This window comes from Roseibium denhamense (assembly GCF_009711415.1).
Taxonomy (GTDB): Bacteria; Pseudomonadota; Alphaproteobacteria; order Rhizobiales; family Stappiaceae; genus Roseibium; species Roseibium denhamense.
Genome location: NZ_SMLZ01000115.1, coordinates 15007 through 28985 on the forward strand (window position 1 = coordinate 15007; position 13979 = coordinate 28985).

The 13979-nt window shown below is 58.3% G+C and carries 13 protein-coding genes; 5 read left to right on the forward strand and 8 right to left on the reverse strand.

Annotated features, from left to right (window positions below):
- Positions 1-20 precede the first annotated feature (20 nt).
- Genes betB through betI form a run of 3 tightly spaced genes read right to left on the reverse strand, consistent with a single transcriptional unit; the run spans position 21 to position 3821 of the window.
- Positions 21-1484 (reverse strand): betaine-aldehyde dehydrogenase, encoded by a 1464-nt coding sequence (gene betB, locus E1180_RS18800; protein WP_155193644.1) that lies wholly within the window; start codon positions 1482-1484, stop codon positions 21-23.
- 55 nt (positions 1485-1539) lie between these two features.
- A complete protein-coding gene (gene betA, locus E1180_RS18805; protein ID WP_155193647.1) occupies positions 1540-3198 on the reverse strand; it encodes a choline dehydrogenase in 1659 nt (552 codons plus the stop codon).
- Positions 3195-3821, reverse strand: a complete 627-nt coding sequence (gene betI, locus E1180_RS18810; RefSeq protein ID WP_155193649.1) for a transcriptional regulator BetI — start codon at positions 3819-3821, stop codon at positions 3195-3197. The genes betA and betI overlap by 4 nt, the downstream gene beginning before the upstream one ends.
- Before the next feature lie 195 nt (positions 3822-4016).
- On the opposite strand from betI, the gene E1180_RS18815 reads away from it, so the two are divergent.
- From E1180_RS18815 to choV, 3 genes are all read left to right on the forward strand, one after another.
- Entirely contained in the window at positions 4017-4961 is a 945-nt protein-coding gene (locus tag E1180_RS18815; RefSeq protein WP_155193651.1) for a choline ABC transporter substrate-binding protein, read from the forward strand.
- 79 nt (positions 4962-5040) lie between these two features.
- Positions 5041-5883, forward strand: coding sequence for a choline ABC transporter permease subunit (gene choW / locus E1180_RS18820; protein WP_283404505.1), 843 nt, complete (start codon positions 5041-5043; stop codon positions 5881-5883).
- Positions 5880-6917 (forward strand): choline ABC transporter ATP-binding protein, encoded by a 1038-nt coding sequence (gene choV / locus E1180_RS18825; protein WP_155193654.1) that lies wholly within the window; start codon positions 5880-5882, stop codon positions 6915-6917. The genes choW and choV overlap by 4 nt, the downstream gene beginning before the upstream one ends.
- 147 nt (positions 6918-7064) lie before the next feature.
- Here choV and E1180_RS18830 read toward each other — a convergent pair whose 3' ends face one another.
- Positions 7065-7277 carry a cold-shock protein gene (locus E1180_RS18830; RefSeq protein ID WP_155193656.1) on the reverse strand — a complete coding sequence of 71 codons (213 nt, stop codon included), beginning with the start codon at positions 7275-7277 and terminating at the stop codon, positions 7065-7067.
- 371 nt (positions 7278-7648) lie between these two features.
- Here E1180_RS18830 and E1180_RS18835 point away from each other — a divergent pair, with 371 nt between their 5' ends.
- A complete protein-coding gene (locus E1180_RS18835; protein ID WP_155193657.1) occupies positions 7649-8002 on the forward strand; it encodes a BA14K family protein in 354 nt (117 codons plus the stop codon).
- Between the two features lie 114 nt (positions 8003-8116).
- On the opposite strand, the gene E1180_RS18840 is transcribed toward E1180_RS18835, so the two are convergent.
- Positions 8117-8581, reverse strand: coding sequence for a YaiI/YqxD family protein (locus tag E1180_RS18840; RefSeq protein ID WP_155193658.1), 465 nt, complete (start codon positions 8579-8581; stop codon positions 8117-8119).
- Positions 8578-9804, reverse strand: a complete 1227-nt coding sequence (locus tag E1180_RS18845; protein ID WP_155193660.1) for a BaiN/RdsA family NAD(P)/FAD-dependent oxidoreductase — start codon at positions 9802-9804, stop codon at positions 8578-8580. Before E1180_RS18845 ends, E1180_RS18840 begins: the two co-directional genes overlap by 4 nt.
- Positions 9805-9987: 183 nt before the next feature.
- Here E1180_RS18845 and E1180_RS18850 point away from each other — a divergent pair, with 183 nt between their 5' ends.
- Positions 9988-11193: an HD domain-containing phosphohydrolase gene (locus E1180_RS18850; protein ID WP_155193661.1), complete on the forward strand. Its 1206-nt coding sequence runs from the start codon at positions 9988-9990 to the stop codon at positions 11191-11193.
- Here the strand turns inward: E1180_RS18850 and E1180_RS18855 are convergent, their stop codons facing one another.
- Positions 11194-11982, reverse strand: a complete 789-nt coding sequence (locus E1180_RS18855; RefSeq protein ID WP_155193663.1) for a glycosyltransferase family 2 protein — start codon at positions 11980-11982, stop codon at positions 11194-11196.
- Positions 11983-12067: 85 nt separating this feature from the next.
- Positions 12068-13708: an alpha-glucosidase family protein gene (locus E1180_RS18860; RefSeq protein ID WP_155193665.1), complete on the reverse strand. Its 1641-nt coding sequence runs from the start codon at positions 13706-13708 to the stop codon at positions 12068-12070.
- Positions 13709-13979 lie beyond the last annotated feature (271 nt).

Genomic DNA, 13979 nt, shown 5'->3' on the forward strand with positions numbered 1-13979 from the left:
TGTATTTCGGGTGGGGCCGGTTAAAACGCAGCTTCCACGTCGCCCATTTCCACATAGACGCTTTTGATCTGGCTGTAATACTCGATCCCGGCGTGACCATTCTCACGGCCGATACCGGATTTCTTGTATCCGCCGAAGGGCATTTCGATCGGCGTCAGATTGTAGGTGTTGATCCAGCATGTGCCTGCTTGCAGCTGATCGATCACGCGGTGGGCGCGTTGGATGTCCTTGGTAAAGACACCGGCTGCCAGGCCGAATTCAGTGGCATTGGCACGGGCAACAACATCCGCTTCATCGTCAAAGTCGAGAACGCTCAAGACCGGGCCGAAGATTTCCTCCTGCGCGATCCGCATTGTGTCGGTGACATCGGCAAAGACGGTGGGCTGAACAAAATAGCCGTCCGGCAGGCTGTCAACGCTGGCAGAACCACCACCGCAAACAAGGCGGGCGCCCTCGTTCTGGCCGATTTTCATGTAGTCCAGCACTTTGTCCAGCTGCATGCGGGAGACGAGCGGCCCGATATTGGTGGCTTCATCGAGCGGATCTCCGAGGACGGCATCCGCGGTCCGCTCGGAAAGCCGTTTCAGGAAGGCTTCCTTGATGGCCGTATGGACAAACACCCGGGTGCCATTGGAACAGATCTGACCCGTGGAATAGAAATTCGCGTTGATCGCGGCAGAGACCGCGTTTTCTATATCCGCATCATCAAAGACGATCAGCGGCGACTTTCCGCCAAGTTCCAGCGTTGTCTTCTTCAGGTACTCGCCGGCCAATGCCGCGACCTTTGCCCCGGTGGGAACGGATCCGGTCAGCGAGACTTTCGCGATGTCGGGATGGGCAACCATTTTTGCGCCCACATCCCCAAAGCCTTGAATGACGTTGAAGACCCCGTCTGGCAGACCGGCTTCGCTCAAGGCTTCGGCCAGTTTGAGGGCGCTCAGCGGCGTGACTTCGGACGGCTTGAAGATCATCGCATTGCCGCAGACCAGCGCCGGTGCGGCCTTCCAGCAGGCGATCTGGATCGGATAGTTCCAGGCGCCGATACCAAAACAGATGCCCAGCGGTTCACGCTTGGTGTAGGCGAAGGATCCGCCGAGATCAATGTGTTCGCCCGTCAGCGTTGCGGCAAGGCCACCGTAATATTCCAGGCAGTCCGCACCGGACGCGGCATCCGCCACCAGAGTTTCCTGCAGAGGTTTGCCGGTGTCCAGCGTTTCCAGAACGGAGAGCTCATGGTTCTTCTCCCGCAGGATTTCGGCAGCCCGGCGCAGAACCCGGCCGCGTTCTGCTGGAGGCGTGGCGGCCCATACTTTTTGACCGGCCTTGGCAGCTTCGACCGCAGCGCTGATGACGGCATCATCAGCCGATTTGATTTGAGCGATGACCTCGCCGGTCGCCGGATAGAGCGAGTCGAACGGGGTTCCGGTCTGGCTTTCCAGATAGGCGCCGCCGACGTAGTGGGAGGCTTTGGGCTGGGCACGCATGAGTGGGCTCCTGAATGTGTCGCGGCGGTTCGATAGATCCTGCCGATAAAAAGAGTTAGCGCTGGGCATTTTCCCAGTCCGGGTGGATCCAGGGTTCCTGATTGGACGCGGGCAACGGGTCCCGGCCGAGGATGTGATCGGACGCCTTTTCCCCCACCATGATCGATGGCCCGTTCAGGTTGCCATTGGTGATTTGCGGGAATTTCGAACTGTCGGCAACCCGCAGGCCGTCCACACCGATTACCTTGCACTCAGGATCGACAACCGCCATCGGATCTGTTTTTGCGCCCATCTTGCAGGTCCCGCAAGGGTGATAGGCGCTTTCCACATGTTCGCGGATAAAGCCGTTGAGGGCGTCATCGCTCTGGATTACGTCACCTGGCTGAATTTCCTTGCCGCGGAACGGCGTAAAGGCGTCCTGGCCGAAAATTTCGCGGGTCAGGCGGATACAGGTGCGGAAATCCTGCCAGTCTTCTTCGTGGGACATGTAGTTGAACAGGATCGATGGGTTCGCCTTCGGATCCGAAGACGTGAGTTCGACCCGTCCCCGTGATTTGGAGCGCATCGGGCCCACATGGGCCTGGAAGCCATGACCCTCGGCGGCGGCCTGACCGTCATAACGCACTGCGAAGGGCAGGAAGTGGTATTGGATGTCGGGATACTTCACCCCGGCCTTTGACCGGATGAAGGCAGCGCTTTCAAACTGGTTGGAGGCGCCAAGACCCTGCTTCATGAAGAGCCACTGCGCACCGATCATGGCCTTTGAGAAAAGGTTCCAGTGTTTGTAAAGGGTGATCGGCTGAGTGCAGGCCTGCTGAATATAAAGTTCCAGGTGATCCTGCAGGTTCTGGCCGACCCCCGGCCGGTCAGCCACGACATTAACGCCCATGCTGGACAAGTGCGCGGCCGGACCGATCCCCGACAGCATCAGGATCTTCGGGCTGTTGATCGACGACGCGGCCAAAACCACTTCCCGGTTCGCATGGGCCGTGATGATTTCACCGCCGACTTCATAGTCGACACCGGTCGCGCGGCCATTTGCGATGTTGACCTTGTGAACCATCGCTCCCTTGATCAGCTGCAGGTTTCCGCGCTTGAGAGCTGGTTTCAAGTAAGCATTGGCGGCAGACCAGCGGCGGCCCTTATGGACCGTCATCTCCATGTCGGCAAAGCCTTCCTGGCGCTCACCGTTATAGTCTTCCGTAATGCCGTAGCCCGCCTGTTCACCGGCTTTCTGGAACGCTTCAAACAAGGGGTTCCATTTGGTGCCGCGCTGAACATGGAGCGGACCGGTCGTGCCGCGCCAGCCGTCCTGGCCGCCATGGCTTGTTTCCTGGCGCTTGTAGTATGGCAAGACGTGCCGGTAGCCCCATCCGCTGGCGCCCATGTCTTCCCAGGTGTCAAAGTCACAGGCATGCCCGCGCACATAAACCATGCCGTTGATGGAGGAGGATCCCCCGACAACTTTGCCGCGCGGGGTGGCCAGGCGCCGTCCGCCCAGATGCGGTTCCGGTTCGCTTTGAAAACCCCAGTCATAGAGCGGCATGTTCATGGGGTAGGACAGGGCCGCCGGCATCTGGATCAGCGGACCTGCATCCGTGCCGCCGAACTCCAGCACCAGCACCCTGTTCTTGGGGTCTTCGGAGAGGCGATAGGCAAGGGCACAGCCGGCGGACCCGGCACCTACAATGATAAAGTCGAAACGGTCACTCATTCAGTATCTCCAGCGCCGGTGGATGGACCGGGCTTGCCGGCGGTCTTTGCCGCAATTTGGGTTTCCACATAGTCTTCGACCATGGCGATGGCTGCGCTCCGGTCGGCCTTCGAGTCGCTCAGCGCTTGCCGGATCCACACGCCGTCGATCATGGAGGCGGTGCCTTCCGCGATCCGTTTCGCCTCCGCACGCGGCATGAAGGCGCGCAGATTGTGGGTGAGGTTGGAGGCAAGCCGGGCGGAATAGATCCTAAGGAGGCGGCTGTTGCTGGCTGTCGTGCGGGACTGCACGTAAAAGGCAAGCCAGGCAGCAATGACCGCGGGCCGGAACTGATCAACGGCGAAGTTGCCCGCGATAATGGCCGAGATGCGGGCCCTGGGTGTTTCAGCGCTCGCAAGGCCTTCCCGGATTTCGCGGCCCAATTCATTGAGGAGATGCCGCATCGTTGCGGCCAGAAGCTGGTCTTTTGAACCGAAGTAATGATGAACCAGCCCGCCGGAGACCCCAGCGCGCTTGGCGATCTGTGCCATTGTGATGTCGCTGTATCCACGCTCGTGGATCGCATCTATCGTCGCGTCGATGAGGCTGCGCCGGCGCTCGGCTTCCATCCCGATCTTGGGCATTGCGATCTCCTGTGCTCCTTGGTTCATATTTTTAATTGATCAATCAATCAATGAAAACTTGCAAATTTTTCATATGAGTGTTTCCATTGCGCACATAACGGCTTCCCGGAGGGGAAAACGCGGTCCTGCTATGTACGGGGCTGTAAAAATATCGGTGGGCCGAATACAAAGTCACTTTCCAACGGAGGTAGCAAAATGAAATTGACAGCAAAAATTGCAAGCGGACTGGCGCTGAGCTTTCTCTTGACCGGGACAGCTTTGGCGAGCGAGCCCGAAGCTTGCAAGACTGTCCGCTTTTCTGATGTCGGATGGACCGACATCACTGCAACAACTGCCGCGACAACGGTGGTTCTGGATGCGCTTGGCTATGAAACAGAGATCAAGATCCTGTCCGTGCCGGTGACCTATGCGTCCTTGAAAAACAAGGACATCGACATCTTCCTCGGCAACTGGATGCCAACCATGGAAGGCGACATCAAGGCGTATCGCGAGGACGGCTCCGTTGAGACCGTGCGCGCAAACCTTGAAGGCGCCAAGTACACCCTTGCCGTGCCGAAATACACCTATGACAAGGGCCTGAAGAGCTTTCAGGACATTGCCAAGTTCCAGGAAGAGCTGGACGGCAAGATTTACGGCATTGAGCCGGGCAACGACGGCAACCGTCTGATCATCGGCATGATCGACGAGAACCTGTTTGGGCTGGATGGCTTCGAAGTGGTCGAATCTTCCGAACAAGGCATGCTGGCGCAGGTCGCGCGGGCGGAACGGCGCGAAAACGATATTGTTTTCCTCGGCTGGGCCCCGCATCCGATGAACGCGAATTTCGAGATTGAGTACCTGTCCGGCGGGGACGACATCTTCGGCCCGAATTTCGGTGGTGCGACGGTCTACACAAACGTCCGCGCCGGGTACACCGACGAGTGCCAGAATGTCGGCAAGTTCCTGGAAAATCTCGAATTCTCGCTGCCTATGGAAAACGAGATCATGGGAGCGATCCTGAACGATGGGGCCGACCCGCAGCAAGCTGCAAAGGCGTGGCTGAAAGAGCATCCGGCAACGTTCGAGCGCTGGCTGGAAGGCGTCACGACCGTTGATGGCGGCGATAGCTTCGCAGCTGTCAAAGGCGCTCTCGGCCTTTAACACTTGACCATCCAGGCGCCGGTGCGGTTCTCCGCCCGGCGCCAATTCCTTTCAAGAACATAATAAACGGAGTGTCAGGGTGGACTGGCTGACAGACCATAAACTGCCGATCGGACCGTGGGCACGTACCTTCGTCGACTGGCTGACAGACAATGCATATTGGGTGTTCGACGGAATTTCGATTTTCCTGGAAACCCTGATTGACGGGATCCTCTGGCTTCTGCAAGCGCCGCATCCGCTGATCATCGTCGTGATCGCAACCGCGCTTGGCTATGCCGTCCACAGGACCTTCACCTTCGCGGCGTTTGTGGCCGTGGCGCTTCTCCTGATCATAAACCAGGGGTACTGGGAAGAAACCACGGAAACCCTGGCACTGGTGATGGCAGCGTCGGTCGTGTGTATGGCCGTTGGTGTTCCGATCGGCGTCCTTGGTGCGCACAATCCGCGCTTTTACGCCGGTTTGCGTCCGGTCCTGGACTTGATGCAGACGATCCCGACGTTCGTTTACCTGATCCCGGCCCTCATTCTCTTTGGGCTCGGCATGGTGCCCGGACTGATCGCAACGGTAATTTTTGCCATTCCCGCCCCGATCCGCCTGACGCAGCTTGGCGTGTCGTCCACGCCGACGGCCTTGCTGGAGGCGGGCAAAGCCTTTGGCGCGACGAAATCCCAGCTTTTGTGGAAAATCGAGCTGCCTTACGCCCTGCCACAGATCATGGCTGGCCTGACACAGACCATCATGCTGTCCCTGTCGATGGTCGTGATTGCGGCGCTTGTTGGTGCCGATGGTTTGGGTGTGCCGACACTGCGGGCACTGAATACGGTCAACATCGCCCAGGGCTTTGAAGTCGGCGTGTGCATTGTCTTGATCGCGATTGTCCTCGACCGGTTCTTCCGCAAAGAAGAAGGAGCCAAACGATGAGCACGTCCTCTCCAGTTGTTTCCTTCAAGGATGTCGACATTGTTTTCGGTGAAAATCCGCAATCGGCTCTGCCCCTGATCGATGCGGGTAAGTCGCGGCAGGATATTCAGGCCGAGACCGGACAAATCCTGGGGGTTGCCGGGGCCACATTTGATATCCATGAAGGTGAAGTCATCGTTCTGATGGGCTTGTCGGGCTCCGGAAAGTCGACACTCTTGCGCGCCGTCAATGGTCTCAATCCGGTCATCCGGGGCGAGGTTCAGGTGCATGACGGCACGCAGTATGTGAACCCGGAAACCTGCCCGCCCGCGGCCTTGCGTCAGCTCCGCCGCCGCAGAATCGGTATGGTGTTCCAGCAGTTCGGCCTGCTGCCATGGCGGACCGTCTCGGAGAATGTCGGCTTCGGTCTGGAACTGGCAGGCGTTTCGCAAAAGGATCGTGCGGCAAAGGTCGAGCAGCAGCTCAAACTCGTCGGTCTGGCCGGTTGGGGCGAAAAATACGTCCACGAACTGTCCGGCGGCATGCAACAGCGTGTCGGCCTGGCGCGGGCCTTTGCGACCGATGCACCACTTCTTTTGATGGATGAGCCGTTCTCCGCGCTTGATCCTCTGATCCGCGACAAGCTGCAGGACGAACTTCTGGACCTGCAAAAGGAACTCAACCGAACCATCATCTTCGTCAGTCACGACTTGGATGAAGCCGCCAAGATCGGGTCACGCATCGCGATCATGGAGGGCGGTCGTGTCATCCAGCTCGGCACACCGCAGGAGATCGTCCGCAAACCGGCGACAGACTATGTGGCCGATTTTGTCAGCCACATGAACCCGCTCAACGTTTTGCGCGCCCGCGATATCATGGCACCTCCCGGCAGCCTTTCCGGTTCGCTCGCGGGCGGCCTGACCTGCGATGCCGCCACACCGATCCGGGAAGTTGCAAGACTTAAGCAGTCCAGTAAGGATCCGGTCGTCGTTCAGCGCGATGGAGCCATTATCGGCGTCATCGGCGAGAACGAACTGCTTGAGTGCATGCTTTAATGCAGAGCGGCGGGCATTACGGCATTGGGCGTTTTTTGAGAAACACCTAAAGCTGTTCTAGACACAAAAAACGGGGCCGTTTGGCCCCGTTTTCCTGTTTGCACCCCCGCGCCACGCGCAGACGGCGGTCGCGGGAAGAATGCCTGACTAGACGATCTCGAGCTGAGCTGCCTGTTTACCGCGTCCGCGGCGGTCGTCTTCTGCAACAAACGAAACCTTTGCGCCTTCGACCGGCGTGCCGATGCCTGCTTGTTCAAAAGCGGTTACATGGACAAATACGTCTTTGCCACCGTTTTCCGGGGTGATGAAACCAAAGCCACGGTCGTGATTGAAAAACTTGATGGTACCGTTCTCACGCATGGAGAAGCCTTTCCGTAAAGTTTGCTGCGCCTCCCCGACCCCGGCAAAGCGCGGATGAACGAGAAGTCAGTCAGAAACGGAAAGCTTGGGATTTCAAAGCAGCACTCAAGCGAGTATCCACCGAAGTCAGTCTCACCGGGTCTCATGATTGTCCCGTACGGGGCAGTTTGCCCCGATGGGAAGAATGTAGGGTGCCTGGCTGTTCATGCCAAGTGAAAGAAGTGTGAGAAATTTTATCCGCGCTTTCCGGTCCATTTTTGCCAAAGTGACAGCGTGTGACCCTTATCACAGGCGGAAAGATATTGTGGACGTAGGGTGAGCCCATGAAGAGAGGCAAGACAAACCGCCTCGCAGTCGAAAGGGACACCGCAATGTTCAAGAAGTTCGCAACCACCTCCGTCGCGCTGGCTCTTGTTGCCGGTGCTTCCCTGGCGCTTCCGGCACAATCCGCAAAGGCAGCTGAAGGCTGGCAAGTCGGTGTCGGCATTGCCGGCGGCCTGGCAGCAGGCGCCATTCTCGGCTCCGCCCTGTCGCAGCCGCGCTACCATGCCGCCCCGCGCTACTACGCGCCGCCCCCGGTTTACCATCCGGCTCCTGTGGTTACCTACCGCCCGGCACCGTGGAGCCCGGCCTGGTATAACTACTGCAGCCGCAAATACCGGTCTTTCAATCCGCGCACAGGCTACTTCCTGGCTTATTCCGGCCAGTACAAGTTCTGCCGCTAAACCCCATTCCACTTCCAGCTGGTTGGGCGCAACTCACAATGCTGGTAAAGACCCTGCAGGAGCACCGCCCCTCCTCCTGCGGGGTTTTTCATGCCTTAGGCGCCGGACTGCCGGTCAGGATTTCGTCTCTGAGATGCGCTTGGCCGCACGCATGATGGTCTCAAGCTGATTGAGAAACCGGGAGCGGTCCTGCTTGGTGAAAGCCGGGCCGGATTCCCGGATTTCGCCGATTTCCCGCAAATGCGTGTTCAGATCCCGGATGGCAAGCCGCATGCCCATTGCGTCTTCCCGGAAGGGCTTCCCATTTGGGGAAATGACCAGCGCACCTTCCTTTACGCAGCGGGCGGCCAGCGGGACATCCGCAGTCACAACCACATCGCCGGCAGATGCCCGTTCCGCAATCCAGTCATCGGCAACGTCCGGCCCTTCGGGCACCACCACCCGTTCGATAAGGTCGCTGTCAGGCAGCCGCATCCAGCTGTTCGAGACAATCTTGATCGGCGTCTTGTGGCGTTCGCCGACGCGGATTGCCTCGTCCTTAACCGGACAGGCATCGGCATCGATAAAAAGCGTGGTCATGAGGCGTATGCTTTGTCTTTGGTTTGTTTCAAATAGTCTTCGATGCCTGCCGCCGCCCGGAACGCGGTCGCAAAACACGCCTGCAGCAGATAGCCGCCTGTTGGTGCTTCCCAATCCAGCATTTCTCCCGCGGCAAAAACGCCTGGCACCTTTTTCAGCATCAGCCGGTCATCCACTTCGTTCAGGGCAATACCGCCCGCTGACGAAATCGCACGGTCGATCGGGTAGGGTTTTTTGCAGGAGATTTTCAACGCCTTGATGCGCGCGGCCAGATCTTCCGGCGTTGCGGGCAGGGGCCCCGGTTCCCGAAGCAAGGCTTGCTCGACAGGCAGAAGTTTCAGGGTTTTTTTCAAGAAAGTCGCCATGGATTGCTTGCCGCGCGGTTTCGCCAGCTTTGCTGCAAGGCTGTCATGGGTCTGTTCCGGCCGGAGATCGAGCAGGATGTCCGTCTGCCCGTGCTCCTTGATGTGCTGGCGGATGCTTGCTGAAATCGCATACACCGCGCCGCCTTCCAGTCCGCGGTCTGAGACAATCGCCTCGCCGAAGACAGTGTCCTCGCCCAGGGACAGGCGGATCCGTTTCAATGGGAAACCGGAGAAACGGGATGTCAGATGATCGCTCCAGGCAACTTCAAAGCCGCAATTGGCGGGCTCGAACGGCGAGATGTGAATGCCGCATTCCTCAAGATGGGGCACCCAGCCTGCATTCGAGCCAAGTTTTGGCCAGCTGCCACCGCCAAGTGCCAACAAAACGGCGCGGGCGGGCACGGCCTCCGCCGGCTTGCCGTTTTCTGCAATCAGGGCCTTGCCTTTCTCATCGAGCCCGGCGAACTCGGCCCGCAATGTCATTGACACGCCCTGCGCCTCCAGCCGGCGAAGCCAGGCGCGCAGGAGCGGCGATGCCTTCATGGCTTTCGGGAAGACACGGCCACTGGTGCCGGTAAAGGTTTCCCCGCCATGGCCATCGCACCAGCGGCGCAGCTCATTGGGCGGAAAGGCCTCGATGAGCGGGGCCAGAAAACCGGTGGCCTCCCGGTAACGGCCCATAAAGGCAGACAGATCCTCGCTATGGGTCAGGTTGAGCCCGCCGCGCCCGGCCATCAGGAACTTGCGGGCCGGAGAGGCCATCTTATCGCAAATCCGGACGCAGAGGCCTTTGGCCGAAAGTTGTTCGGCGGCGAACAGGCCGGATGGTCCGGCCCCTATGATCAATACATCCAGCATGCGGCCTTATAGTCCGCGCCCTTGGCAGATGGCCACAACGGTTTTCGGCAAAGACGCGTGAGGGCCACGGAAAAGCAACGGAAAATCTCAAGCATTTGTTATAGGTCTTCTGCCACAATCTGCTTAGGCTCGAAAGATTTGCGCAGACCAACGCAGCACAGGCAGCGAGAGGAGGCTGCCGCAATGGAGCAGACCAAAAAGCAGGCTAAAGAACTGATTATAGTCGCGGATCCGGATCAGAAGGTTCAGGAGGGCTTCAAACGTTTGTTTTCAAGCCACTACCGGATCCAGTGTTTCTCTGAGTCGGATGCTGGTCTGCGGTTTATAAAGGATAATCCGTCCGCCGCCGTTATCTTTAGCTGTTACAATTTGCCGGGCCGGGGTGGGGTTGCCTTTCTTAGGGCCTCCGAAACGATCGTACCGCTGGCCACAAGGATCATGCTGACCCGGGAATCCTCTGTAGAGGCGGTCAAGAAGAGCCTCAATGAGGCACATGCCTTCATGTTTCTGGACAAGCCGGTCAAATCGACCGACTTGATTTCGGCGCTTGAGACCGCGCTGGCGCATCACACTTTCATGTCGAAAGAACGTGCGCTTCTGGAACGCACGCTCTCCGGTTCGATCAAGATGCTGATCGATATGCTGGCGGTTTTTCACCCGGATGCCTTCCGCCGGACGGCTCCGATGCGCAAGCAGGCGCTCATGCTTGCCAAGGCAACAAGCCTCCGCAAGACATGGGAGTTGGAGATCGCGGTTATGCTATCTCCGCTTGGCGAAGCCTTGCTACCGAAAGAAATTATTGCAAAGTATCGGGCGGCGCGCAGTCTGACCGAGCAGGAACGCGACGTTTTAAATAAGTCTCCGGACCAGACTCGGGAACTTCTCAAGAACATTCCCCAGCTGGAGAAGGTGTCGGAGTATCTGTACCTGTCCGGCCGCGGCTTTGACGGATCCGGTTTCCCAAAGGATGGTCCGGTTGGTGAGGATATCCCAGTTGCCGCCCGGATTATCAGGCTGCTGACTGATCTCTGGTATGCGAGCCCTGAAGATGGTCCAGATGCGGCCGCGTTCGAAGCACTTGCAATCAATCGCCAGAAATATGATCCAAACCTCCTACATCTTGCTCAGCATCATCTTCTTGGTGACATAGAAGAGCATCGGAAGAAGCACATTTCGCATTGCTACATCAATTCATTGCGCCCCGGCGATATTCTGGTGGATGATGTGTTGACCGAAGGACGGCATGAGCTAGTACTCTCGCGGGGGCACCCGCTAACTCTAACAACGATCCGTCGACTGGATCATTTCAACCGCACAGCCGGTGTGCGTCAGCCAGTGAGAGTGATTAGGCACGAAGTGCCTGCAGAAGCGCTTGCAGACACTGCCTAGTTAACCTTTTTCGGACCTTTTGGTCAGGTCGGCTTCATAGGCTTTGGCGACGCGCAAGAAACGCGCATGGGCGTAGTTCACCGACAAGATCAGCCCCCACCAGCCATACTTCACGTATTTGCGGACGAAATAGGCCTTCAAAAAACTCACCGGAAATTCGGTCAAGAGCCGGTAGCGGGGCAGGGTACGGCCGCGGGCGGCCATGTCCGCAACCTGCATGTCCGAATAACGATTGTACTTGCCGACCTGAAACTCCAGCGAGCGGATCGACCGGTGCGCCATGATCCCGTTCAGGTTTGAAATGTGGGCGCCTTCATTCGGGCGGACCGTGTCGTGAATGCTGGAGTGCGAGAACCGCCCCTTCCGGCGGTCATAAAGGCGGATCTGGTGATATCCGTAAGCCCAGGGCGCCGGGGCTATTTCATGAGCATAGATATCCCGGATCATGATGCGCCAACCGTCGGCATCCTGGTAGCTGCCGTTCGCGAACTTGGCCTTGATTTCCTCCGCCAACTCCGGAGTGACTTCCTCATCCGCATCCAGATTGAGAAGCCAATCGTTCCGGCATTGATCCTCGCCGAAGCGTTTTTGCGGGCCGTAGCCGGGCCAATCGTTGTGGATCACCCGTGCCCCCAAAGCTGCGGCAACTTCTGGGGTCGCATCGGTTGAGCCGCTGTCGATCACAATGACCTCTTCCACCCAGTCAATCACGCTGCGGATCGGTTTTTCGATCCGGTCGGCTTCATCCTTGGCGATGATGAAAACGGAAAGCGGCAAGCGGTGGGTCATGCGGGTCCGGGGCACAGGATTGACGGCGGCCGGGTCAGCCCGGCGCGTCTATTTAGCCGCGCCGGTCCCGTTTTTGAAGCCGGAATCAGCCTTTTGCCGTGGCGAAGACAGCATCCAGCGCTGGAACGGTGACCTTTGATCCGCTCACGCTGCCCTTGAACCCCGGTGCATCGAGATTGGACAAGCTCACGCCTGGAACCTGGAAAGTTTCCGAGGTTGCTCCAAGATTGAACACGCACAGGACCGTCTGCCCTTCAAAGCTCCGGGTGAAGGCCAGAACATTTTCCGGCGCGTCCACGAATGCCATATCGCCTTTTTGCAGCGCTGTGTGTGGCTTGCGCCAGGTGTAAAAGGCTCTGTTCCGGTTCAATATCGAATGTTCATCCGCGTCCTGCGCAAACGCGGCCATGGTCAGATGATCGGGCGCGACCGGCAGCCACGGCTCGACATCGGGCTCGGAAAACCCGCCATTGGCGTTGTCTTTTGTCCAGGGCATGGGCGTCCGGCACCCGTCGCGTCCCTTGTATTCCGGCCAGAAGCGGATGCCATAAGGGTCTTGCAGTTTCTCGTAAGGAACATCTGCCTGTTTCAAGCCAAGCTCTTCACCCTGATACAGGCAGGGTGTGCCGCGCAGGCTGGCACACAGCGCTGTTTCCAAAGGTGCGAACCGGGCCGGATCAAGATCTTCGCCCCAGCGGCTGGCAACCCTTTTCACGTCATGGTTCGACAAGGCCCAGCTCGCCCAGCCTGATCCAATGCCGTCATTCATCTCCGACACAATCCGGCGGATGTAGTGCGCGGAGTGTTGCGGGGTCAAAAGATCAAAGCTGTAGGCCATGTGAATACGCTTGCCAGCCTCGGTGTAAGAGGCGGTCAGTTCGACAGCCTGTCCATCCGCACCGATCTCGCCGACCGATGTGGTGCCCGGATACTCATCCAGAAGCGCCCGAAGCCTTTCCAGGAAGACCAGGTTCTCCGGTTGCGTCTTGTCGTAGAGATGATCCTGATAGCCGTAGGGATTGGTTTTTTCGACCGTCGACGGCGCCTGATCGAGGCTCAGGGGCGGGTTGTCGCGCAGCTTCTGGTCATGGAAGTAGAAGTTCACCGTATCAAGGCGGAACCCGTCCACACCGCGCTCGAGCCAAAACCGGGCCGCCGACAGAACCGCGTCTTGAACCTCCTTGTTATGGAAGTTCAAATCGGGCTGGCTGGTCAGGAAATTGTGCATGTAATACTGGCAGCGGCGGCTGTCCCATTCCCAGGCCGGGCCACCAAAGATGGACAGCCAGTTGGTGGGCGGCGTGCCGTCCGGCTTGGCATCGGCCCACACATACCAGTCGGCCTTTGGATTGTCCGCCGACGACCGGCTTTCCTTGAACCAGGGGTGCTGGTCTGAGGTGTGGGAAATCACGAGATCGATCATGACCTTCAGACCGCGCGCATGGGCGGCTTCCGTCATGCGGTCAAAGTCGGCCAGCGTCCCGAACATGGGGTCGACATCTTCGTAATCGGAGACGTCATATCCGAAATCGTCCATTGGCGACGTGAAGAAGGGCGAAAGCCAGATCGCATCGACACCAAGCGAGGCAATGTAGTCCATCCGCTCGGTGATGCCGTTAAGATCGCCGATGCCGTCTCCGTTCGTGTCGTTAAATGAGCGTGGGTAAATCTGGTAGATGACGGCGCCGCGCCACCAGTCGGGATCAGTCATGAGTGTGTCGGGCATACGGGCCTCCTGGCAAAGTGCGGCAGTTTCAAAAATGGGAAACTAAGTGTGCGGACCATCGCCTTGTTTAAAATCCAAAGCGCTTTGAGTGGCTATAGGCCAAGCGGCTTCCCGTCAAGCAAAAGGCGATTTGAAGGAAAGTCCGGCAGGGGAAATCTGGTGGAAACGCATGAATGAAAAAAGCTTTCCGGCATAAAAAAACCGGCCCTGCAAAGCAGGACCGGCGTCTTCTTGAAAAAGGACCTAAATACAAATTGTGATGAACAGGGTC